Source organism: Fontivita pretiosa (assembly GCF_050410795.1).
Classification (GTDB): domain Bacteria; phylum Planctomycetota; class Phycisphaerae; order Tepidisphaerales; family Tepidisphaeraceae; genus Fontivita; species Fontivita pretiosa.
In genome coordinates, this window is sequence record NZ_CP191258.1 from 1,418,252 (window position 1) to 1,442,754 (window position 24,503).

17 protein-coding genes are annotated in these 24,503 nt (G+C 64.1%); 15 read left to right on the forward strand and 2 right to left on the reverse strand.

Going from position 1 to position 24,503, the window contains the following annotated elements; all coding sequences use genetic code 11:
• The first annotated feature begins 173 nt into the window (after window positions 1-173).
• Window positions 174-1,061 (forward strand): phosphoribosylaminoimidazolesuccinocarboxamide synthase, encoded by an 888-nt coding sequence (locus tag ACQS5P_RS05790; protein ID WP_428939956.1) that lies wholly within the window; start codon window positions 174-176, stop codon window positions 1,059-1,061.
• 87 nt (window positions 1,062-1,148) lie between these two features.
• On the opposite strand, the gene ACQS5P_RS05795 is transcribed toward ACQS5P_RS05790, so the two are convergent.
• Complete coding sequence (locus ACQS5P_RS05795) at window positions 1,149-1,577, reverse strand: hypothetical protein (protein ID WP_428939957.1); 429 nt, start codon at window positions 1,575-1,577, stop codon at window positions 1,149-1,151.
• A 132-nt stretch (window positions 1,578-1,709) separates the two neighbouring features.
• Window positions 1,710-4,424, reverse strand: coding sequence for a tetratricopeptide repeat protein (locus ACQS5P_RS05800; RefSeq protein ID WP_428939958.1), 2,715 nt, complete (start codon window positions 4,422-4,424; stop codon window positions 1,710-1,712).
• A 398-nt stretch (window positions 4,425-4,822) separates the two neighbouring features.
• On the opposite strand from ACQS5P_RS05800, the gene asnS reads away from it, so the two are divergent.
• The 14 genes from asnS (at window position 4,823) to ACQS5P_RS05870 (ending at window position 24,065) form a co-directional block, all read left to right on the forward strand.
• A complete protein-coding gene (gene asnS, locus ACQS5P_RS05805; protein ID WP_428939959.1) occupies window positions 4,823-6,223 on the forward strand; it encodes an asparagine--tRNA ligase in 1,401 nt (466 codons plus the stop codon).
• A gap of 121 nt (window positions 6,224-6,344) precedes the next feature.
• Window positions 6,345-7,337 (forward strand): UDP-glucose 4-epimerase GalE, encoded by a 993-nt coding sequence (galE, locus tag ACQS5P_RS05810; protein ID WP_428939960.1) that lies wholly within the window; start codon window positions 6,345-6,347, stop codon window positions 7,335-7,337.
• Between the two features lie 97 nt (window positions 7,338-7,434).
• Window positions 7,435-7,665 (forward strand): hypothetical protein, encoded by a 231-nt coding sequence (locus tag ACQS5P_RS05815; RefSeq protein WP_428939961.1) that lies wholly within the window; start codon window positions 7,435-7,437, stop codon window positions 7,663-7,665.
• A gap of 91 nt (window positions 7,666-7,756) precedes the next feature.
• Window positions 7,757-9,172, forward strand: a complete 1,416-nt coding sequence (locus ACQS5P_RS05820) for an excinuclease ABC subunit UvrC (RefSeq protein WP_428939962.1) — start codon at window positions 7,757-7,759, stop codon at window positions 9,170-9,172.
• Between the two features lie 61 nt (window positions 9,173-9,233).
• Complete coding sequence (locus tag ACQS5P_RS05825; RefSeq protein WP_428939963.1) at window positions 9,234-11,639, forward strand: DUF4159 domain-containing protein; 2,406 nt, start codon at window positions 9,234-9,236, stop codon at window positions 11,637-11,639.
• Between the two features lie 105 nt (window positions 11,640-11,744).
• Window positions 11,745-12,767, forward strand: coding sequence for an MTAP family purine nucleoside phosphorylase (locus tag ACQS5P_RS05830; protein WP_428939964.1), 1,023 nt, complete (start codon window positions 11,745-11,747; stop codon window positions 12,765-12,767).
• A gap of 40 nt (window positions 12,768-12,807) precedes the next feature.
• Entirely contained in the window at window positions 12,808-17,670 is a 4,863-nt protein-coding gene (locus ACQS5P_RS05835) for a PQQ-binding-like beta-propeller repeat protein (protein WP_428939965.1), read from the forward strand.
• Window positions 17,671-17,976: 306 nt separating this feature from the next.
• Window positions 17,977-18,723 carry a DUF4142 domain-containing protein gene (locus tag ACQS5P_RS05840; RefSeq protein WP_428939966.1) on the forward strand — a complete coding sequence of 249 codons (747 nt, stop codon included), beginning with the start codon at window positions 17,977-17,979 and terminating at the stop codon, window positions 18,721-18,723.
• A 225-nt stretch (window positions 18,724-18,948) separates the two neighbouring features.
• A complete protein-coding gene (locus ACQS5P_RS05845) occupies window positions 18,949-19,623 on the forward strand; it encodes an HAD family hydrolase (protein WP_428939967.1) in 675 nt (224 codons plus the stop codon).
• A 149-nt stretch (window positions 19,624-19,772) separates the two neighbouring features.
• Entirely contained in the window at window positions 19,773-21,845 is a 2,073-nt protein-coding gene (locus ACQS5P_RS05850) for a hypothetical protein (protein ID WP_428939968.1), read from the forward strand.
• Window positions 21,846-22,357: 512 nt separating this feature from the next.
• A complete protein-coding gene (locus ACQS5P_RS05855) occupies window positions 22,358-22,735 on the forward strand; it encodes a VOC family protein (RefSeq protein WP_428939969.1) in 378 nt (125 codons plus the stop codon).
• A gap of 95 nt (window positions 22,736-22,830) precedes the next feature.
• Complete coding sequence (locus ACQS5P_RS05860; RefSeq protein ID WP_428939970.1) at window positions 22,831-23,157, forward strand: putative quinol monooxygenase; 327 nt, start codon at window positions 22,831-22,833, stop codon at window positions 23,155-23,157.
• A 75-nt stretch (window positions 23,158-23,232) separates the two neighbouring features.
• Window positions 23,233-23,625, forward strand: coding sequence for a hypothetical protein (locus ACQS5P_RS05865; protein WP_428939971.1), 393 nt, complete (start codon window positions 23,233-23,235; stop codon window positions 23,623-23,625).
• Between the two features lie 104 nt (window positions 23,626-23,729).
• Window positions 23,730-24,065 carry a hypothetical protein gene (locus ACQS5P_RS05870; RefSeq protein ID WP_428939972.1) on the forward strand — a complete coding sequence of 112 codons (336 nt, stop codon included), beginning with the start codon at window positions 23,730-23,732 and terminating at the stop codon, window positions 24,063-24,065.
• The last annotated feature ends 438 nt before the right edge of the window (window positions 24,066-24,503 follow it).

Below are 24,503 nucleotides of genomic sequence, written 5' to 3' on the forward strand. Positions count from 1 at the left end.
GGGCCGCAACTGAAGCAACCCTCGCGGCCAACGTGGAGCATCACGGCGCCGAATGCGGCAACTCGTGTCATGATTGGCGCTTAGCCCTCGCCCCGCGACCTGAATGCCCTTGCCCTGTTGACCGATAATGGGCACTTCCGTTTTTTCCCCGATTCGCGTACATTTTCCGCACGATGGAGGCGATGCTTCAATCCAATCTGCCGTTTCCCGTTCGACACGGAAAGGTGCGCGATGTTTACGATCTGGGCGATCAGTTGCTGATCGTGGCCACCGATCGCATCAGCGCCTTTGACGTGGTGCTGCCAGACCCGATCCCCGGCAAGGGCAAGATCCTCACGGCCTTGAGTGTCTTCTGGTTCCGGCACTTCGAGCGCGAGATCGAGCACCACCTGATCTCCACCGACGTCAGAACCTTCCCGCAGGCACTTCAGCCGTACAAGGATCAGCTTCGTGGCCGATCCATGCTGGTGAAAAAGTGTAAGGTCATTCCGATCGAGTGCGTGGCCCGGGGATACCTGGCCGGCTCGGGATGGAAAGAATACTCCCGCACGCAGACGGTCTGCGGAATCAAGCTGCCCCCGAAACTGCGGCAATGCGACCGCCTGCCGGCGCCGATCTTCACCCCGGCCACCAAGGAACAGACCGGACACGACATCAACATCAGCTACGAGGAGATGATCGCGCGGGTAGGCGCGGGGCTGGCCGATGAGCTGCGCGAAAAAACGCTTCGCATCTACACGCAGGCGATGGAATATGCCCTGGCCCGAGGCGTGATCATCGCCGACACCAAGTTCGAGTTCGGGCAGCTTCCCGACGGCAGGGTGATCCTCATCGACGAGATCCTCACCCCCGACAGCAGCCGCTTCTGGCCCGCCGACGAGTACGAACCCGGCCACGATCAACCCAGCTTTGACAAGCAGTATGTCCGCAACTGGCTGGAAAGCCGTGACTGGGACAAGACCCCGCCGGCGCCCAAGCTGCCCTTCGAGGTGATCGAAGGGACCAAGCGAAGATACCTGGAAGCCTATCAGAAGCTGACCGGCGCGACGTTGAAGCTGTAACACCGTGCTTTGTCCATAAACGGCCAGGCCCTCTCCCGGCGACGGGAGAGGGCCTGGCTCGCATGAATCTTCCGCCGGGCGGATGGCTCACTCGGCCGTGAGCAGATAGCGGTTGTACACCGATCCCCAGTTCCTGATCCTGATCGTAAACGGACCAGTCCATTTCGGGGTGATGTCACAGACGCAGTAGTCGGTGTCACCCACATCCGAAGCGACGAGGTTGTTGAACTCGTCGTAAATGAACAGATCCAGGTCGGTGTCACCATCTCCATCAACAATGATCCGGGTCCTCTCGCCGCCGACCAGCCGGATCTGGTAGACGTCGGTGCTGTGGGCCAGCACGCGCTCGTGGGCGACCTTCCGCCCGCCGACGGGTTGCGCCCGGGACGGTGCGGCCGCGGCGGCAATCGCAAGCGCGATGCCCGTCAGCAGCGCTGCCCTGCGTGGTCGGATCCACCGGCCAACGCCACAAGCCGCAGACGAAAACGCGGTGCGAAACGGAATGTGGTGCAGCATGGTCAATCTCCTTTGGGCCGGCACTGTCCGGCACCGCAAACCGGTAGGTCGGCAAGCACGGTCTGCTGACAGCGCTCCCCGCGCCTGCCCTCAACAGGGCAGCGATCTCAACGGGCTCGGCGTGTGTGATGGTCAGCGTGACATGGTGGTGTCGGGCCGAGATGCGGCTGTGGCCGACAAGGGCCGGGTCGTCGTCTCCAACTCCCCTGCCCTGGCACGCCAACGCTGCGCGTCGGCGGCGCGATCCGTCTCGGTGTACAGATTCGCCAACGCGTCGGCGATTCGCCACAGGTTCGGATTGCCCGGCCAGGCGTTGCTCAACCGCTCGAAGGCATCGAGCAGAAGCGGTTCCGCCTCGCCATAGTTACCGAGCTTGAGCATGGCGCGTCCGAGCTCGGCGGCGCACACCGCCGCCAGCGCCGGCGGCGTGCCGGCAGCGCGCCGCACTGTCGCGTGCGTCGCGCGCAGAACCTCCTGGGCTTCGGTGTATAAGCCCCTTCGGATCAGCAGGCTTCCCCAATCAACTCCGGCGCGAATCGTATCAGCATGTTCAGCGCCGAGCAGGCGCATCCGGCCCTCGAACACCTGCCGGACCAACGGCTCGGCCTCATCGAATCTGCCCCGCGCGCCCAGAACGCGCGCCAGGTGCGACATCAACGTAAAGGTATCGAGATTGGGCGCGCCGCTGTTCGCCTGCGATGCGGAAATCGCCTGCCGGCAGAGCTGCTCGGCCTCGTCCAGCTTGCCGAGCAACTGTGCCGCGCGAGCCAGGTTCTGCCTCGCGGCGATGACAATGGAATCCTGTGGTCCGAGTCTGGCCGAGGCGGCCGCGAGCAGATCGCGCAGCTTGGCTTCGGCTTCGCTCACGTCGCCGCGCTCCAGGAGGAAACCCGCGTAGCGAAGCTGCGCCCCGAGCGTATCGCGGTGCGATTCGCCGAGGCACTGGCGACGACCCTCATAAGCGCGGCCAAGAAACCCTTCGGCGTCGTCGAACTTGCGCTGCTGCTGCAAGACCGCCCCGAGATTGATCTCGATCGTCAGCGCCACTGTGTCATCCGGCGACAGATGGGTTTGCGCCAAGGTCAGTGCTCGACGGAGGACGCTCTCGGCCGCCGCCAGCTTCTCCTGAGCTATGAGCACGGTCGCCAGGTTCTGCAGATAACGGATCGACTCGCGATCTTCCCTGCTCAGTGCCGAGTCGCTCTGCTCGACCGCCTCCCGCGCCATCTGCTCGGCTTCGTCGAGCTTTCCCAGCCGCTGAAGCACCGAGGAGAAGTTGCTCATCGCACGAGCCGTGTCCGCGACCTGCGGCGCCGGCGGACGGGCATAGCTGGCCAGAAGTTGACGATAGAGCTGTTCGGATTCATCCAGCCGACCCTGGTCGTCGCGAAGGACAGCCAGATTGTTCAGGGCCGCGCGTGTCGCGGGATCATCCTCGCCCAGGTGCATCCGCCGCAATCGCAGCACCTGCTGCATGTGGCTATCGGCATCTGCGAAGATCCCCAGTCCGTGAAAGGACTGCCCGATCGCCTCGCGTGCGGCCGCCTCCAGCAGCGGATCGCCGCCGAGCATGGGGACGATGCGCTGGCTGGCGGCGCCCAGCGCCTGGGCGATCGTCACATGCTGCCCGCCGCCTTGTTCGGGATCTGCGCTGCTCAGCGCCTGGATCATGAACTGGGTGAGTGCACCGGACCTGCCCGCCTCGCGCCGCGCCTGATCGCGCGCCCGCAAGGCGCTGACCGCCAGCGCGGTCATCCCCGCCGCCGCGCCCACCGCAATACACAGGATCGCCGTTACCATGCCCACCAGCGCCTTGTTACGCCTGGCGAATTTCCGCAGGTTGTACCAGGTGCTCGGCGGGCGCGCGGTGATCGGCTCGTAGTCTAGATAGCGTTGGACATCGGCGGCCATCGCGCCTGCGGTGGGATAGCGCCGGCTCTTGTCCTTGTCCAGCGCCTTGCCCACGATGGTCTCGACATCGCCGCGCAGACTTCTGTTGATGCTGCTCAGGCGGCTGGGTTCCTCCTCGCAGATCACGCGTGCGACTTCCGGCAGCGGCAGATCGTGTACCGTGTATGGCATCCGCCCGGTCAGAAGCTCGAATCCGACCACGCCCAGCGCGTATACGTCGGTGGCATGATCCAGCTCGTCCACCTTTCCGCGCACCTGCTCGGGGGCCATGTACTGCACCGTTCCGACCAGCGCGCCGGTTCGGGTGTGCAGCGACGCGACCGCCAGCGCGTCGGCTTCGATCGCCCGGGCAACGCCGAAGTCGATGATCTTCGGCCGGCCGTCGGGGGTGATCAGGATGTTGTCGGGCTTCAGATCACGGTGGACGATGCCGCGGCTGTGGGCGTGCTCGACCGCCTGGCAGATCGCCAGCAGCAGCTCGACGCGCTGGCGGAGTGTGAGCGGGTCGTTGGCCTGGTGTTGGGCGAGGTAGTCGTCCAGCGGCTGGCCATGGACGAACTCCATCGCGAAATAGGGCCGTGGCCCGGCGCCGCCGCCGTCGTCGTGAATGCCCGCGTGGTAAACCCGCGCGATCCCCGGATGTTCCAGCCGCGCCAGAAGCTTGGCTTCGTACTCGAAGCGGCGGAGCATCTCGTCGGACACCAACCCCGGGCGGATCAGCTTCAGGGCGACGCGTTGCCCCAGGCGTCGGTGCTCGGCCTCGTAGACCACGCCCATCCCGCCCTGTTTGATCTTGCGGAGGATCCGGTACTCGCCGATGCAGTCGTCGCGCATCGCCTCGACCAGATCGCGCGCCTTTTGCAGCTCCAGCGTGTTGTATGCCGCGGCGCCTGGCTCGTGCGGGCGGGTCTGACCCTGTTCGCCTGTGTCGCTCATATCAATACCCCTGGGTCCGCGACGGAGAGCTGAGTTACAGACGTGCACCAGTGATGCTAACGATCGCCGGATCGACCGTCGAGGAAAATCATGGAATCATAAGACGAAACGCACGTGGGTTTCGTCCGTGTCCCTCGCCCGTCTTGAGTAGCATGGAGTGATGAAGAGCCCGAAGCTCGGACTTTCGAATTCGAGTGCACCGCGCATGGCCGGGACGACCATGCCACAATTGGCTCGGACGTGTCACGGAGGGTCCCGCTCGTGATACGGGGCGGCCAACCCACGCAGTGAAGCCTCGGCTTGTTGCCCGGGGCGTGGTTCGTCGTTGATAATCCGACCGCTGATGCGAAGGATGGGGCGAGGGATCGGATCGCGATGAAGTAGAGAGGACCAACACCATGGCCGATGTCTGTGTCGCCGAAGCGCTGCGAGGAAAAGTGCCCGTCGGGTCTGAAGTGACGGTAAAAGGGTGGATCCGCACGCGGCGGGACTCCAAGGGCGGGTTTTCTTTTCTGACGATCAATGACGGTTCATGTCTGGATTCGATCCAGGTCGTGGCGCCGAACACCCTGCCGAACTACAACGCCGAGATTCTGCGCCTGACCAGCGGCGCTTCGGTGATCACCACCGGAACGCTGGTGCAGTCGCCGGGCAAGGGGCAGGCCTATGAAATCCAGGCCAGCCGGGTGCAGGTCGTGGGCATGGTGGATGATCCGGACACGTATCCGATCCAGCCGAAGCATCATACGTTCGAGTATCTGCGGCAGGTGGCGCACCTTCGCCCGCGGACCAACACCTTCGGCGCCGTGACGCGCGTGCGGCACACGTTGAGCATGGCGATCCACCGCTTCTTCCACGAGCGCGGCTTCTACTGGATCCACACGCCGATCATCACCTGCTCGGACTGCGAGGGAGCCGGGCAGATGTTCAAGGTCAGCACGCTGGATCTGGCCAACCTGCCGCGCACGCCCGATGGAAAGATCGACTACTCCAGGGACTTTTTCGGCAAACCGGCCAACCTGACCGTCTCGGGGCAACTGGAGGTCGAAGCATACTGCCTGGCGATGAGCAAGGTGTACACCTTTGGTCCGACCTTCCGCGCGGAAAACTCCAACACGCCGCGACATCTGGCCGAGTTCTGGATGATCGAACCGGAGATCGCTTTCGCCGACCTCAAGGCCGATGCGGACCTGGCCGAGGCGTTCCTCAAATACATCTTCCGGGCATTGCTGGAGGAACGCGCCGACGACATGAAGTTCTTCGCCGACCGCATCGACAAGAATTGCATCCAGCGGCTGGAGAAGTTCATCGACTCCAGCTTCGAGCGAATCAGCTACACCGACGCGATCGCAGCGCTGGAGAAGAGCGGTCGGAAGTTCGAGTTCCCGGTGAAATGGGGCGTGGATCTCCAGACCGAGCACGAGCGATATCTGACCGAGGAGCTGTTCGGCCGGCCGGTCGTCGTGATGAACTATCCCAAGCAGATCAAGGCGTTTTACATGCGGCTGAACGACGACGAGCGAACGGTGGCGGCGATGGATGTGTTGGCGCCTGGGATTGGGGAGATCATCGGGGGCAGCCAGCGCGAGGAAAGGCTGGACGTGCTGGACCGCCGGATGGATGAGCTGCACCTGGACAAGGATGCGTACTGGTGGTATCGCGACCTGCGGCGCTACGGGACGGTTCCGCACGCGGGCTTTGGCCTGGGCTTCGAGCGGACGATCATGTACGCCACCGGCATGGCCAACGTGCGGGACGTGATACCCTTCCCGCGCACGCCGGGCAACGCGGAGTTTTGAAAAAGGGGTCGGGAGTGTTTTCTGCCATGCGGAAAAGACTCCCGACCCCTTTTCGGGTTTGGCGCGGGGGGCGTCCGCCGTATACTGCGCGGATCGACCGTTTACAGGAGCATTAAACCCCATGAACGTACTGGTGGCCGGCGGGGCCGGATACATCGGATCGCACACCGTCAAACTGCTCAAGCAGACCGGGCACACGCCGGTGATCTACGACAACGCCTCCCGCGGACACAAGGTGGTGGCGGAAATCCTCAGGGTCCCGGCGGTCTGGGCGGATCTGGACGACAAGCCAACGCTCATCCGCACCCTGCGCGACTACCGGATCGACACCGTGATGCATTTCGCCGCCTACGCCTACGTTGGGGAATCGGTCGAAAAGCCACTGGAGTACTACCGCAACAACGTCGCCACAACCATCAGCGTGCTGGAGTCGATGCGCGACGCAGGGGTCAAGCGGTTCGTCTTCTCCAGCACCTGCGCCACCTACGGCGACCCGGAAAAAGTCCCCATCACCGAAGACGAAAAACAGGCTCCGGTTTCCCCATACGGACGAAGCAAACTGATGGTCGAGCAGATCCTCAAGGACTACCTGGTGGCCGACAGGCAGTTCTGCTTCGCCTCGCTGCGGTACTTCAATGCCAGCGGCTGCGCCATGGATGGCACACTCGGGGAAGATCATGACCCCGAAACGCACCTGATCCCGGTGGTGCTTCAGGCCGTGCTGGGCGTCCGCCCGAAGGTCACCGTCTTCGGCACCGACTACCCCACGCCGGATGGCACCAACATCCGGGACTACATCCATGTGGAGGATCTGGCCGACGCGCACATCAAGGCGATGGAGAAGCTTTCGCCCGGGCAGTCGATCTTCTGCAATCTGGGGACAGGATCGGGGTTCTCGGTTAAGCAAATCATTGCTACGGTGGAGAAAGTGACCGGTCGAAAAGTGCCGGTGGAGTACGGTCCGCGGCGTGCCGGGGACGCGGTGGCACTGTGGGCCGACCCCACCCGCGCCAAGCAACTGCTCGGTTGGGAAGCCCGCTACAAAGACCCGGAAACCATCATCCGCTCGGCGTGGAACTGGTTCCAGAAACACCCCAGAGGGTACGACAAATGACCAGCGGATTTTGCCCAGGGCAACAGGCTCGCCGCCGCGGAAAACCGGCCGCTTTCCGTATCAGCAGCGTCGCATCTGCGACACACCGGAGCAACGCATGAATGCACGGATCGGTCTGGCGGCAACGCTGTCCATCGTGGCGGCGATCGGTTCCTTCTTCGTCAACCCCCTGCTGGGGTTTTTTCTGTCGCTGGCGGCGATCTTCCTGGGGATCATCGGCTTTGTGATGGCCGCCTCCCCGCGCGTTCGAGGCGGAATCCTCAGCATCTTCTCGATCCTGCTCGGAATCGTCGGGCTGTTCGTCAGCATTCTCAAGGCCCTGTTGTAGACCGACAACGACAGAACCACGAACAATCGCGCCCCGCAGGAGCTGAACCTGGCCGATTTCCTCCGATCGCCGGAATATCATGTTGGCAGCCATGGACGAGCGCATCGTCAAGCTTGCCGAAAAGGCCAAAGCCCTGCCCAAAGCTCCGGGCGTCTATCTGATGAAAGACGACCGCGGGCGGGTGATCTATATCGGCAAATCCGCCTGCCTGCGCGATCGCGTCTGCTCCTACTTCCAGGCTTCGACGAAGCTGGAGTACAAGAAGGCCGGGCTGCTCGAGGAAGTCGTCGATTTCGACATCATCCAAACCGATTCCGAAGTCGAGGCGCTACTGGCCGAGAACCGGTTGATCAAAGACATCCAGCCGAAGTACAACGCCCGGCTGCTGGACGACAAGACTTATCCGTATCTGATGGTGACGACCGGCGAAGACTACCCCGGCGTATACGTCACCCGCGAGCCGCGCACGCAGGGAGTAAAGCTCTATGGGCCGTTCACCAGCGTCAACGCGCTCAAGGACGCGGTCACGCATCTTCAGAAGGCCTTCCGCTTCCGCACGTGTCATCTGGATATCCGGGAGGACGACCCTTCTCGCCGGTTCTTCCGTCCGTGCCTGCTTTATGCGATCAAGCAATGCACGGCGCCGTGCGCTGACAAGGTCTCCCGCGAGAGTTACAACCAGGACATTCGACGTCTGATCAGGTTTCTCGACGGCGAACGAAAGTCCATCCTGCGCGACCTGGAGAAGGAGATGAATCAGGCGGCGGCGGAGCTGCGTTTCGAGCAGGCGGCCAGAATCCGCGACGAGATCCGCGCGCTTCAGGCCCTGGGGCATCGCGCACGCAAGGGCGAACAGCAGTTCTGGCAACCCGAGGCGTTCATCCACAACCCCCAGCAGGGCGTCGCCGCGCTGCAACAGGCACTGGGGCTGCCCGAGCCGCCCAGAATCCTCGAGGCCATTGATATCGCCCATCTTCAGGGCGGCGAGATGGTCGGATCCAAAGTCACCTTCATCGATGGCGTGCCGTTCAAGGATGCCTACCGCCGCTACAAAATCCGCCACGCACAGGGCAACAACGATTATCTGAGCATTCAGGAAGTGGTCTGGCGGCGCTATCGCGAGGCCGGGGCCAACAACGAGCTGTACCCGGATGTGATCCTGATCGATGGCGGGCTGGGTCAGCTCCACGCCGCCATGGACGTGTTCAAAACCATGGACTTCAGGCCCCCGATGGTGATCTCGCTGGCCAAGAAGCAGGAACTGATCTACGTGCAGGGCCAGACGGAACCGCTGCGTCTGGCGCGGAACAATCCGGCGTTGAAGATGCTCCAGTACCTGCGTGACGAGGCGCACCGTTTCGCGCAGCACTATCACCACATTCTTCGACGCAAGGCGCAGATCGACGAGCAGGTGAAACAGGGGCGTCGTCCCCCGCCGCGGCGACGCAAGGGCCCGGATTCGCCGGCCAACGGCCCGCCCCAACCGCCGACAACCCCATCCGAGTGATGCGGCATGTGAAACGCGCTCGGCGCCGAAGATCGGATGTTTGCAAGTCAGTTGATGCACCATGCAAGTATCTCGATTCGTCATCCCGCATCTGTGCATCATCGCGATGGCGCTGCCCGCGACCCGGGCGGCGCCACCCGCAACTGCCCCATCGGCCGACTGGGACATCGCCGTTTCCGATATCTGGCGGACGGATCTGGCTCGCCGCAGCGAGCAGGCGCTTCGCCGGGGCGTCAGGTTCCTGCTGTCCCAGCAGAACCCCGACGGAAGCTGGGGCATGGGCAAGGCGACCGACGAGGAAGGCGGCAACACGGCGCTGGTGACGCTGGCGCTTCTGAGCTGCGGGGAATCGCACCAGTCGGCGGCGATCCAGCGGGCCATCGCGTTCCTGAAAAAAGTCCAGCCGGAAAAGACGCATCACGCCACCTATTCGATCGCGTTGCGCGCCTGCGTGTGGGCATCGCTGCCCGAGCAGTTGCGGCAAAGCGAGCTGCGCGCCGATCTGCGCTGGCTGCTGGATGCGATGATTCAGGGCCCGTCGCGCGCCCGCGACGGGCGGAGCGTCGATCGCCGCGGGATGTACGACTACAACGTCGGCGGAACCGGGCTGGGCGGAGATTACTCCAACAGCCAGTACGGCGTGCTGGGCGTGTGGTACGCCGCCGACGCAGGCCTGGAAGTCCCCCGAGCCTACTGGAAGCAGGTGGAGGATGGCTGGCTGGCCGGACAATGCGAGGACGGCGGGTGGGCGTACATGCCCGGTCGGCGCCGCAGCTACGCCTCGATGACCGCCGCCGCCGCCGCAACCCTCTACATCACCAACGACTACCTTCACGCGCGTCAGGCTCAGAACCTTAACCAATCCGTCACCAACGAACCGCTGGAACGCGCCATGAAGTGGCTGGGCGACAACTTCGCCGCGGATCTGAATGTCGGACGCGACATCCTTCCCGGCGAGCAGCGACAACGCGACCGCTCGCTTCTGAACATCCTGGGCGAGCTGGCGCAGCCGTCCGGCACACAGGTTCACTACATGCTCTTCGCCTACGAGCGCGTCGGCGAGGCCAGCGGGCTGACACGTTTCGGCCAGCACAAGTGGTTCGACGAAGGAGCCGAGTTTCTCATCCGAACCCAGGCTTCGGACGGATCCTGGCAGGGATCGAATCACGAGCAGACCGATACGGCCTACGCGCTGTTGTTTCTGTCGCGCGGGCGAGCGCCGATCGTGTTGCAGAAACTTCAATTCAACGGGCGATGGAACAACCGACCGCGCGACGCCTGGGGCTTTACCCGCTTCATGCGCCGCGCCAGCGAACGGCATGTCAACTGGCAGGTCGTCTCGATCGACCACACGCCCCAGGAGCTGCGCCAGTCGCCACTGCTTTATGTCGCCTCGGATCGTCCCCTTGTGCTGGATCGGACGCAAAAGGCCAGGCTCAAGGATTACATCGATCAGGGCGGATTGCTCGTGTGCGTCAACGAAGGGAGCGGAGATGCGTTTGCGCGCTCGATCATGGAACTGGCGGCGGAGCTGTACCCGGCGTATCCGATGCGCGACCTGCCGGCGAATCACCCCGCTTACACCGCCAACTTCCCCGTCACGCGCGGCACGGATCAGACCAACCTCCGCGGCGTGAACAACGGCCTGCGAGAGTTGATCGTACTGTATCCCAGCGGCGACATGTCGTGGAAGTGGCACAGCGCCGGCGGCGCGTTCCTCCCGCGCAACAGCGCCTACGCCACGCTGGCCAACCTCCACCTGTACGTGACCGACCGCGCCAACCCGCGCTACAAGGGCGAGGACACCTGGATCGACCGCGACCCGCTTGCGCCGCGACCCACACGCAGCCTGCGCATCGCACGCCTGCGACACACGGGCAACTGGGATCCCGAACCGGCAGGCTGGGTGCGACTGGCCAACCTGCTGGCCAACCGCAACGGCATCGAGCTTCAGGTCGATCCGGTTTTTGTTGCCGATGCCGCGGCGCATCGGCTGGCCCACATCACCGACACGCGATCGCTTCAGTTCGATGAATCCGACAAGGCCAGGCTGCGTCAGTACATCGACGGTGGCGGGTTGCTGCTTTTTGACGCGGCTGGCGGTTCGCCCGAGGCCGCCGCGTCCTTCGAGCCGCTGCTGCGCGAACTATACCCCTACCACGTGACGATCGAGCCTTTGCCGCTGGATCATCCGATCTATCACATGAAATCCCTGGGCGGCGAGGAGATCGATCGCGTCCGCTTCCGTCGCCGCGAAAGCAATCTGGATCTGGTGCCGATCCCGCGCCTGCGGGCCGCCAGCATCGACGGGCGGATCATCGCCATCATCTCCCCCGAAGATCTCAGCGGCGGGCTGGTCGGCTATTCCACCGCCGGGCTGGAAGGCTACGCTCCAGGCAGCGCCATCAGCCTGGTGCGCAATATCGTGCTGTGGCATGTGGACCGCGGATCAGGCCCGGGAGACTGATCGGATCCGTCTCAAATCCGGGCACGTAGCGGCTGCCGCCGCTCAAGATCGGCGGGAACAATCAAACATTGACATCCCGGCGGCTGCCAATGACAACTTGTTTCCATGAGCCAGATCAAAATCGGTCTGATTGGGGGAACCGGGTTGGGAGCGGCGCTGGTCGGGCAGGGCAGCCAGGACGCCAGGCGGCATGAGATCGACACGCCCTTCGGGCGTCCAAGCGATGCGATCATCGAAACAAGCTGGCACGGGCTGCCGATTTTCATTCTCAATCGCCACGGACCGGGGCATCTGCTCAACCCCTCTCAGGTTCCCTATCGTGCCAACATCTTCGCGCTCAAGCAGCTTGGATGCACACACATCATCGCCTCGGGCGCGGTGGGCAGCCTGCGTGAGGAGTTTCGGCCCACAGACCTGGTGATTCCCGACCAGATCATCGACAAGACGCATAAACGGGCCAACACGTTCTTCGAGCGGGCGGCGGTGCATGTGGAAATGGCTGAACCTTTCTGCCCGGTGCTGCGTCGGATTCTCCTGGAGGCAGCAAGGGATTCGGGGTCGGCGCCAGCCAGTTCGGCCGCCCAGCCCGCCAGCCCGGCTGCGGCAGCGACTTCCAGCCCGGATCGTGCGTCGTTTACGGTTCACGATCACGGCTGCTACGTGGCGATGGAAGGGCCGGCGTTCTCGACGCGGGCCGAAAGCCTCATGCACCGACTGTGGGGCGGCGATCTGATCGGCATGACCGCCATGCCTGAAACCAGGCTGGCACGCGAGGCCGAAATCGCCTACGCGCTGGTCGCGCTGGTGACGGACTATGATTGCTGGCGGGGCAGACCAGCCGCCCCGGGACAGGCCGGCCACGCGCAGGCCGCTGCTGAGGTCGATCCGTTCGCGCTTCTGAAGGAGATCACGTCGAACCTTCAGCAGGCGACGGCGAACGCGATCGAGCTGATGCGCCGTGCGGTTGCCCTGATTGCCTCTCGCCCGCCCCAGCAGCTTGTATCGCCGGCGCATCATGCGCTGCGGCTGGCGATCTGGTCGGATAAATCCAGGATCGCGCCCGATGAAGTGCAGCGATTGGCCCCACTGTGGATGAAGTACTTTGGAACCACCGATGAACACAGTTGAACACAGACCGGGCAGCGGCATCAAGCCACGGATTTCACAGATGAAAGCACCCGCCGCCGCGCCGTCGGCGATATCTGCCAGGTCTGCCTGGCTGGTTCTGCTGCACGTGTGTTCAATCGTGTTCATCTGCGGTTCGCTTTGCTTCGCCCAGGCGGTCAACCCACAGAGCCTTTACGGGCGAGACACGACTCAGGGCGTGTATGTCCGCGATTCGGCAGTGGCGGTGGAGAAGTTCGCCCTGGCCGAGCGGATGGAGCATCTGAAGGAGTGGGACAAGGCCGCCGACGTGTATCAGGAGATTCTGCGCAGCTACAGCGATCGTGTGGTTCCGTCGCAGGTGGATGCGGAGAACAAGATTTATCAGTACACCAGCGTGACGCCGGCGGTTCAGGAGCGGCTGGCGCGCTGGCCGGAGGAGGGGCTGCGGGTCTATCGCGCGCGCTACGAGACGCAGGCGGCGGAGCTGCTGGCATCGGCGGGAGACGACCTGGGGCAACTGCATCGGGTGCTGGCCCATTATTTCGTGACCGACGCCGCCAAACAGGCCGCCATGCGGATGATCGAGCTGTACCTGGAGCGTGGCGAGTTTCCCGCCGCCGCCTGGACCGCTGATCGACTGCTCCGCTGGCATCCGGCAACAGGCGCGGATCGACCCGCGTTGCTGTATCGCGCGGCGATGGCGTATCACCTGGCGGGCGACCGGCAGCAGGCAGCGGCCCGACTGGAAGAGTTGAAGGCCAACTTTCCCGATGCGATGGGCCAGGTGCGCGGCGCCCAGGTGATGCTGGCGGATTCGCTGGCTGGCGCGCTGGCCATCGCCCCGCACGAGCCGCAATCCGGAGACGCGCGGCTGGCGGGCGGGGAAGACTCCTGGCCCACCGCATTCGGAAGCCCCGATCGCGCGCGCGTGCCGCAGGCGGGAGGCTTCGGCGGAGCGCGGCTGTTCAGCATCGAGTTGGCTCGCCCCAACTTCCGTGGCATGAGCCAGCAACGCGTCGAGCTGCTGCGGCAGGATCAACGCGACCGCGACAACGGCCTGATGACCGGCGTGTTCCCCGTCGTCGATCGCGGCGAGCTGTTCTTCCACGACAACACCCGCATCTACGCCGTCACCCTCGACAGCTATCAACCCCTGCCCGGATGGGCCCAGACCTACGACGGCGAGCGCAACGGACGCTACGTGACCAGCGGCTGGCCCACCCCGCGCTGCCAGCAGTGTACTCTCACCGTGACCGACGACTCGGTGCTGGCGGTGATGGGATTGCCGGATTTCATCACGATGCAGTACACCGGCAGCTACGGCCAGCGCGATACGCGGCTGGTGTGCCTGGACCGGCGCACCGGCCGACAGCGATGGCTCGTGCAGCCACGCATGCTGCCCGAGTCAGCAGCCAATCTGCGCAACCTCGATTTCTTCGGCTCTCCGCTGGTGATCGGCAAGACCGCCTACATCCAGGCGCGCGGAGGCAAGGGAGTGCAGTTTGAAGATTCCTACGTGCTGGCCTTCAACGCCGACGATGGCGCGTTCAAATGGGCCTGCTACATCGCCAGCGCCAACACCAACGCCCAGTTCTGGGATGCGGATCTGAGCTCGCTGCTGGGGCAGAACGTGTCGCACCTGGCGTACTCGAGCGGGCGGCTGTACGCGGCAACGAACCTGGGCGCCGTCGCCTGCATCGACGCCTACGACGGAACCATCGTCTGGCTGAACATCTATCCGCGCAATGTGCCGGAGCCGAACCGGGCGTTCGGATTCGGCGGCGGGTGGAACCGGGCACGCGCGATGGCATCGGGCGTCGGCGGCGAAAAGCCCTGGACCTACAACCCCGTCGTCGTCTCGCAGGGCAAAGTGTTCGTGTTGCCCTCCGACGGACTGCATCTGCACATCTACGACGCCGGCAGCGGCGTAGAGGTCAAGCGCATCAGGCTGAGCCTTTTTGACAACGCAGACACGATGCTCGGCGTGGTCGGCGAAAAGCTGATCATCAACAACGCCCGCCAGGTCTTCTGCATCGACTGGGTGCATTACGATCCTGCCAAAAAGCGAGACGACAACCTGCTGTGGTACAACTCCTTCCAGCGTGCCGGCGCGCCGGAAGATTCGATCCGCGGACGCGGCTTTGTCACCACCGACAGCGTCATCATCCCCACCGCCTGGCAGTTGATGCGCCTCACGCTCAACAGCGGCAAGATCGTGGCCAAGTACCCCGCCGCCAGCGGCGGCGCCTGGGGCCAGGACGAGGGTCCGGGCAACGTGCTGGTGGCGCAGGATCGGCTGATTGTCGCCGGGCCGTCGCGGGTCACGGTCTATACCGACCTTGCGTTGGCGATGTCGAAGCTGGATGCGGAGGTTGCCGCCGCGCCCGATGATCCGGCGCCGCGGCTTCGCTACGCCGACATGCTGTTTGTCGCCGGCAAGCTTGAAGAGGCGATCGCGAAACTGGACGAGGCGATTGCGCTGATCAGCCAGGGGCATGGCGGGACGATGTTCGGCGGCGCCGCGCGCGACAAGGTCTTCACCACGGCTCTGGGTTTTGCCCAGAAGCTGGCCAAAGAGGCGCAGCAGACGCCTGCCGTTGCAGATCTGGCGGCGGGGCTGTTCGACCGTGCGGCGGTGGCAGCAACGACGCCGTCGCAGCAGGTCACCTACCGGCTGAGCCGCGCCGCATTCGCCCGCCAGCGCGCACAGCACGATCTGGAGGTCAAGCTGCATCAGCAGATCCTTTCGGATCCGCTGCTGCGGGAGGTACCGGTGGCCGACGAGGACGGCGACGCCGTCGCCGCCGCCGTGCTGGCACGCAGGGCGATCGATCAGGCGATCCAGCGGGCCGGCCCGGCCGTCTACGAGCCTTACGAGCGCGCCGCCGCCGAGCGGCTCCGTGCCGCCGAATCCGCCATCGATCCACAGCAGCTTCAGGAGGTGGCGGCGATGTATCCCAACTCGTCGGCGGCGCCGCGCGCCCTGCTGGCCGCCGCCGAGGCCTTCGAAGTCAACAAAGATCCCCGCCGCGCCACGCAGGTCCTTCGCCAGGCCTACTTCCGCTACCCGGAATATCCCCAGCGTGCTCGAATCATCGAGGCACTGGCGAGAAACTCTCTGGCGATGCCGAACCGGATCGACGTGGCGATCGCGCGGCTGACGCTCGGCGCGCAGAAGCTGGGCGGAACGCCGCGGCTTTCGCGCCCACTGCCTCTGCCGGATGGCACGGCGATTCAGCCCAATGTCAGCTTCGCCGACGCCGCCGATCAACTGCGCAAGTATCTGGCCCGCTCGTCAGCCGGCGACCTGCCTCAGATCGGTCTGCCCCCACGCTCGCGCACTTCGTTTCTTCCGGAGTCGCCGGAGTCGATCGTGCCGGGTGTTTCGGCGTTGCTGGTTCCGCCGGCGGAGTTCGCGCGGCATGATCGCGTGATCACTTACACCCCGGGCATCGGAGTGCGCGTCTTCGCCGTGGGACAGACCCAGCCGATCATCACCTGCGCGGAATTCACTGAGCTTGCGAAGGGGGCGGCGTGGATCGAACGGCACAACCTGCTGGTCTGGGGCCAGACCGAGATGATGCTTTTCGCCGGCGACAGCGGGCAACTGCTGTGGAAGACGTCGCTGAAATCGATCCCGCAGGTGCTGGTGGTGGCGCAGGGATCCGCACAGAGCGCCGAAGAGGCCGACCTCGACGCCGACGCGCCCGCCAACGCGCCGCAAGTCGCAGAGCCGCAGGAGATCGTCATCGACGCCGGAAACCTCGCTCAGCAGCAGATCATCATCCGGCGTAATCAGCAGCTCATCATCCGCGCCCGGCGAGGACGTTTCGGTCCGGTCGCGGTGGCACAGGCGGCACTGGAGATGCCTCCGCAGCCGGCTTCGGAACAGATCGCGCAGGTTCGACCGCTGGCGGATCGGATCGTCGTGGGCACGACCGACGGTCGAATCGCCGCGTTCGACCTGGATGGTGGCCGGCTGCTGTGGCAGACGCGGCTCGGGCAGCGCGCGGCCAGGAATCTGCTGGCCAACGACGACTTCGTCGTGGCGCACCTGCTGGAGGCGGCTGGCGGCGCGGTCAGCGTGCAGGTGGTGGTGCTGGATGCGTTTTCCGGGCAGGTGCTGTCGCGTCGCAGTTTCGGCACCGACACCGACGTCGCCATGGCGGGCGCCGATCCGGTCGCGATGCTTCCGGTCAACATCGCGCTTTCCCCCGACGGCATCCTGGTTTGCCTGCTCGCCGACCGGATTTGCGGCAAGGACCTGTTCGAGCCGGGCGGGCTGGAGCAATGGACCTACATGGGAGAACGCCGACGCTCGGATCTGGGCGCCCCCTACCAGTTCTCCACCGAGCCGGATCACTTGCAGATCAGCGGCGAGCGGGTGCTGGTGGTGGCTGACAACGGCACGAGCCTGCACGGCTATTCGTTGCGCAGCGGCAAGCCGCTGCCATTCAATCAGCAGACCCTTCAGTTCGAGTCGCGAACCAGCACCGGACGCCTGGTGCTGCGCACCGCGGGCAGCAGGTTGTACCTGGCACTGGCCAACGACATGAAGGGATACGATCTGGACAACGGCACAGCGTGGGTCAGCCGATTCGATGCGCGTACGAGCCTGCGGGTCAGGGACGTGATCATCGCCCGCGACTATGTCATCGGGCTGATGGATCTGATGCCACGCGGACCGCGCCTTCCGCCGCTGGCGCAGCCTCAGCCGCAGGACCAGTCCCCCACGCCCATTGTGCACATCAAGGCCTTCAGCCGCGCGATCAACCCCAATGGCAGTGAGTCGGGTTTGCTGGAGCACGATGTGAAGATCAGTGACCCGGCCACCATTTTGTCCTGGCAGGTGGTGGACGGCGGGTTCTACTACCTCAGCGGCGACCAGAAGCTGCACTTCCGACAGAGCGCCGGCAGGCCATGAACGGCATGCCCACGCCACACAGTCGCGTGACCAGCCTGCATATGTCGATTCGATTGCCGATGCGCTTGCCCGAAGCGCCTGGATCCGTCCGGGCGACATCGTGACGCCGCCAAAATAGCCCGTAGGCGCAGCGGCGCGGGCGGCGCATGGTGGATGCCCACCGGATGCCTGCACCGGGCCGTTGGCTATCGGCGTCATGGTAGACCCGAGGCGGCCCAGGCCGAGCAACCGGCAGACGTACCGGCGTCGCGATCGCATGGCTGATGTGCCGGCGCCCGCCACGCCCTGTTGGAAGTGAGGTGTCGTATGACCCACGTAACGCGTCGATCCACTGGCTCGACCCGCTCGAAAATCCTGACGCTGGCGATGAGCCTGGCGCTGGGCGGCGGTGTGGCGCTGGCGCAGCAGCCCGAACCGCCCGGACAGATGCAGCCAACCGCACAGACCGGCGCCATGGGCGGCGCCGGCCAGCAGGCCGATCAGCAGATCAGCCAGCAGCTTCAGCAGTGGGCACAGGATCCGGCCGGTGCCGTGGAGAAACTGTTCGTCCTGCACGCTTACATGGGCAACCAGGCGGAGATCGAGCTGGCTCGCGCCGCCCAACAGAAGGCCCAGGATGATCAGGTCAAACAGCTCGCCCAGCGCATCGTCCAGGATCATCAGCAGGCCAACCAGCAGCTTCAGCAGATCGCCCGCCAGATGCAGGTTCAGCTTCCCCAGTCCCTGCCACAGATGAAACAGCAGGAACTGCGGATCTTCACGTCACTGTCGGGCGAGCAGTTCGATAAGCTGTTCGTTGCGCACATGCAGGCCAACCACGCCAGGGACCTGATCAAGTACCGCACCGTTTCGCAGACGGCGCAGAATCAGCAGGTGCGGCAGTACGCCAGCCAGCAACTGCCCTTACTCTCGCAGCACTTCGAGAGCGTGCAGCAATGCGCGGTGGCTCTGGGTCTGCCCAGTGGCTCGCTGGAGGCGATCCCCGCCGCCGGTCGCATCGAAGGAACCGGCACGGGTCGCAGCGGCGAACAGCAGCCGCAGCCCAATCGTTGATCGAGCCGATTTCGGTTGATCGGGCGGGCGATGATGGAGCAGATGCCGGCCGAGCGCCGGCCTGCTCCGTCATCTCCGCTCTTTCACGGTTTGGGCGCATTCTGTCTGCCGCTTGGCCGCAGTACAATCCCGCGGCCAGGCTCCGACGGGTGTTTCTGCGCGCCGCTCCAGGCGTGAAGCTCCCGCGCAGAACGTTGCACACGTGCGCTGGCAGGCGGACAGACAATGCAGGCGATCATCTTCGACATGGATGGACTGATGGTGGATACCGAGCCGCTGTACTGGGAGGTGGCCCGGGAGCTGGCGGCGCGATTCGGCAAATCCGTCTCGGATGAGACGCTGCGGAAAATGATGGGCCGCAGCCGGCACGAGTCGATGCAGATCTTCGCACAGGACTGCGGCATCGACCGGCCGGTGGAAGAACTGCTGGCTGAGCGGGAGCGGCTGATGCTCCAGCGTTATGCGCGAGGCGTGGAGCCGATGCCGGGGCTGCGCGAGATTCTCGAGCGCTTCCACGGAAGGCTAAAGCTCGCGGTCGCGACCAGCAGCCCGAAGAAATTCACCGACGTGCTGCTGCCTGCGCTGGGCGTGGCCAGGTATTTTGACGTGATTCAGACCGGCGACCGGATCCTTCGCGGCAAGCCCGACCCGGAAATCTACCTCAAGACGATGCAGCGACTGCAAGTCAGGCCCGATCAATGCATCGTGCTGGAGGACTCCCGCGCCGGCGCCCTGGCCGCCCACCGCGCCGGCGCCTACGTCATCGCCGTCCCCAGCGCTCTGACCGCGCAGGAGGATTTCAGCTTCGCCGACGCCCGCGTCCGCGATCTGCACGAGGCCGCCGAGCAGATCGAACGAGTGTTGGCATCTCCGCCACGCACCGCGACGAGCCGGGCTTAAGGCCGGTTTGCACGCAAGTTCTTCACGGATTGGTTCCCCACTGCCCCTTCGGTCGGGTATGATAGCCTGGTGAGGGAAGATAGTTTTTCCTCATTTCGTCTGGCCGTCCGCTCACGTCGTGACGGCATGATCCGATCGAGGGGCCGACAATGCTTGTTCAGATGCTGCGCCGCAACCTGCTTTCCGCCGGCGCGACCTTGCTTTCGTGCAGCGTGGCGCCGTGCGCCAGCGCTGCGACCATCAACCACTGGATCAATCCACTTGGCGGGAGCTGGTCGGATCCCGCCAACTGGCGGCAGAGCCGCGTGCCGCTGGCCGACGACCGCTGCCTGTTCGACCTGGACGCCAGCTATACCGTGATGCTCACGCAGAGTGCGCTGGCCGCGGATGCGGAGTTCATGCGCGGCGACGTGACGCTGGACCTGTCCGGTCAGACCTGCACGCTCGACTCAGAGTTCTCCGACCGCCTGCTGGTCGCGGCGGCGGCCGGACAGAATGCGCGGCTGACCGTCACTGGAGGCGGCACGCTGTTCACACCCCTGCACTTCTCTGCCGCTGATGACCCCGGCGCCCGCGCCGTCAACTTCGGCTTTGCGCGCGTGGGGACCGGCGCAGGCAGCTTCGGACGGCTGGAGCTTGGCGGCACCAACACCAGCATGCCCCTGACCGGAGGTATCACGCTGGGGCGCAGTGACGGCAGCGGCAGCGGCGAGTTGATCATCCGCGCCGGAGCGGTGGTTTCCGACACGATCCCCGGCGGCGCGCTGACGGCAAGGATCGACTTGAACCCCGGCAGTTCGGTATCGGTCAGCGGAACCAACTCGCGGCTGATCGTCCAGGACTTTCATTCGACCAGCGGCGCACTGAACGCCGCGGCCAGAACGGGCACGGACGCCAGCACCATCTCCATCACCGCTGGCGGCTCGGCAAAGGCCGCGGTCTGGTCCCTGAGCGGGCGAACCGTTTTGGAAGTGTCCGATGGTGGCAGGCTGTTCAACGAAGATGGCCTGGTCGCACCGGACCTGCGGATCGGCTCCAACGCCGCCGCTACCCTACGGGGGCTGGTGAACATCGGCTCGGCCAGCATCAACGCAGGTACGCTGGATCTCGCCAGCGCCTTCGGCGTAAGCATCGATCAGTTGGAGGTGATCGGCGGAGCACAGGTCCTGGCCGGGCGTGCGATCATCACCAGCGGAAGCATCGGCGGCGGATCAACCTTCAGCGGCAGCCTCTTCCAATCCAACCTGACGTTTCGCGACGGAGCCACGGCACTGCTGAGCAACATCGACGCCTCGTCAGTCGTAATTGGCGGCCCCGGAACCGGCATGAGCGGGATGTTTCTGACCTGCGGCGCCGCCGAGGACCCGGCGCCACAACTGCTGCGCCTGGAGGACGGAGCCTGGGCGACCTACCAGTGGATCAATCTTCTGGGCAACACGCGTCTGGAGCTTGCGCAGGGCGCGCAGATGATGGCTGGGGAGCTGAGCATCGCTGGCCGCAGTGGCGCCGCCAGCGTGATGACCATCGACAGCACGTCGAGCGCTTCGGCCGACCTGGTCATGGCCAACGGTGACGTGCCCGGCGCAGCAAGACTGACGCTCGACGCCGGTGGAACCATCACCGCCAGTGATCGTGTAATCATTGGCGCCGGCGCTGCGCTGGGCGGCAGCGGGAACGTCACCGGGAAGCTGGTTGTCCAAGCCGGCGGCAGCATCGAGCCTGGCGAGACGACCGATGGCGCGCTCGTCACCGGCGATCTTGAGCTGGGCGGCACGTTCATCTGCGACATCACGGGCAACGCAACGGCGGATCTGCTGGAGGTTCACGGCGGCGTGTCCCTTTCCGCCTCGTCAGAGCTGCGCCTGCGGCTGGCCGAAGGCATCGAGCCGCCGGCCGGCTCGATGTTCCTGATCATTCGCAATGACGGCGATGATGCCGTCAACGGCGCTTTTGGCGAGCTGAGCATCGAGCAAGCCTCATCAATCCTGCCTTCGCGAACCTTGGACTACATTCTGGATTACCGCTACGCCGCCGATCCGGATGGCCTGCCCAACGACGTGGCCGTGCGAGTCGTGCCCGAGCCGCATGCGATGGCACTGGCCCTGCTGCTGGCGGGGCTGATCTCTCGCAGCCCGCGGGGCAACAGATCAAACCTGCCACACCGGCGGCCACGTGTGCCACCGGCGGGCTTTTCGTGCAGATGCTGTACCTTCCGCCGCTGATCCGCCAGATGAGCTAAGCCGACGCATCTTCGCCTGTTTTTTTTCGACCGCCGCAACGCAAGGATCCCGCCAGCTTCGCACCTGGCCGTGGTAGACCAACTCGCGCCTCAACCAACTCAGCTTAATGATGAAGACGAGCTCGCTCTGGAATTCACTCCCAACCCCGCCCTGTTTCCCGGAAAAACTTTTTCTTTGACAGCACTGCCTGCAATGGAGTAGGTTTTCATCCGCTTTGTCCGCACCGGCGGCCCCTGAGGGGTAGCGCACTGTGAGAAGCTGGAAGACAAGCTGCATCTTGATGCGCCCACGGTGACCTTCAGCGAATTCCTTTGGAAAGGCCTGCCCCGGGGGTACGCCATCGAGCTCGATCAGCACGCGAGGTGACAAAGGGGTCGGGAGCATTTTTCACGGTCCGGAAAATACTCCCGACCCTTTCGAATTGCGCACGGCGCTGCGCGCCGCTGCTGATGCTGGGCATTGGAGGGTGCAGAGCAAGACAAGAGGTGATTCCAATGGCCAGCACGGCGAGACTCGGCGCAGTCATTTTCACCGGTGACAAGGACCGGCTTGCACGGTTCTACGAGGCTGTTACAGGGTTGAAGATCTCCGCAAGGAACAACGGGGTAACGGTTCTGGCGTCGGACGTGTTCGAGCTCGTGATTCATGCCCTTCCCACAGAGCCAGTGAATCACGCTACGCTGCCCGGGCGTGAGTCGTACGTGAAGCCCTTCTTTCCGGTAGAGTCGTTGGCCGAGACGCGGAAACGCGCTGCGGCCTTCGGCGGGCAGCTAAGCCCTGCGAGTGAAGAATGGAGTGCTCGCGGATTCAGGGCCTGCGAGGCGATTGATCCCGATGGAAACCCGATTCAGTTTCGCGAGCCTGTGCCCTGATAAGCCCGACGGTTGCCTGCGGCGCCCTCAGGTAAGCTCGATCGTCACGCGTCGCTGCGAATGTCGCCAGCGTTCAAACAATCCCTGGAGTAGCTATGACCAGCGATCACCTGGTGTTCTACGTCAAACTGCATGTCAAGCCTGAACGCGTTCAAGAATGGAGACAGGCGTTTGGAGAAATTGTCGAAGCCATGTCCAAGGAGCCGGCCTTTATCTGCTGTTACTTGCATCAGGATGCCCAGGACAAAAATCTGTTCACGCTTTACGAAAGATGGGCCGAACCAAGTGTCCAGGCGTTTCTGGAGAATCAGATGAAGCCGTATCGTGTCGAATACGATGCCAAGCTGCCAGATTTGTTGCAGCGCCCACGGGAGGCTCAAGTTCTGGTTCCACTCGGTCAATGGCTGACTGGCGGCACCTGACAACTCATTCACGCCGACGCCGCTTGGCGGCGCGGCTTGATTCAGGCGTCAGGAGATGACAAAGAGGTCGCGAGCATGTCTCACGGTCCGGAAAGTACTCCCGATCCCTCAGAATGTCCCCAGTTCTTTCCCGACAATCTCGGATGGAGCCTGAGCAAGGCGACTATCGTCCAGCACGCGTATCACGCCATGTCCCACGACGAAGGTCGGTTCTTTTTCCCGGTGACGCGTGTGGACCGTGCTTCCGAGATGTGGTTCCATGGTGTTCACGGGACCGTGGGCGCTTCGGACATCACCTACGACTGGATGATCGAGCACGCGCAACGCCGGGGCGCGCGCATCGAGAAGCCTCAGGGCTTGATGCTGGACCAGGAGATGCCCTGGGAGCCCAACGGCGGTAGCTCGCGCGACGCCGACGTGTTCAATGACAACTTCTACGACTATCCACACGAGACGTTTCCATGGTGACCGGTAAGAATTGGCAGCATGAACTACTTATGTGCCTTCTAGCCCTGGCCTTCACCGTCCATGGATGCGCGTTCTCTCGGGCAAAGCGTCCTTACTCGTACGAGATGGCCCTGAAGAACGAGCACCACGACGAAATCTACAACGCCAATGTCGAATGGGAAGGCTTTACCTTCCAAGCTCCGATGACCGAGCCGGAACAGGGGTGCATTGTGCCGGGGGGGGTGAGCACCTACAACTCGATCCCGTTTGCAGTGCCGCCGCAGGTGACGGTCACTTGGCGGACTACGGACGGCAAGCATCACACGCAAATCGTGCAGATTACACCAGATTTAGTTCCGGGCAATCACGACATACTCGCTTTTGTCTTTCGGAAGGACAACACGGTGGGCGTCAAGAGGTTGGCGCCTTCAGATTTCGGCAAGCTGCTTGATCCGGAATAGAGGGCGGGGGCGGAAACCGGGACGGCTCTTAATGACATTAAGATAGCCGTAACTCCGCGCCGTAGTTTAGGCACTGTCTGAAAACAGTAGTTTGAGATACCGGCGGATTATCGCCAACTGTAGCATTCCATGGAAATGTACGGCCAGCTTCTCGAACCGCGTTCCGATGCGCCGGAACTCCTTGAGCCAGCCGACGCACTGCTCGGCCACGCAGCGGCCGCGGTAGGCCCAGCGGTCGTATGCGGCGGTTCCACGGGGACGCCGATTTCGATGCCTTCGAGGCGAAGCGCGATCTTCATCCATCCTTGTGCCTTCGTCGTTCTGCCCTGGTCGTTCGATGCAGACCCCCCTGCCCTCTCCATGGTGTATCCGGGGGAGGTCTCCCGTCGTTCGATGCAGAACCCTCACCCCTGCCCTCTCCCTGAGTACAGGGAGAGG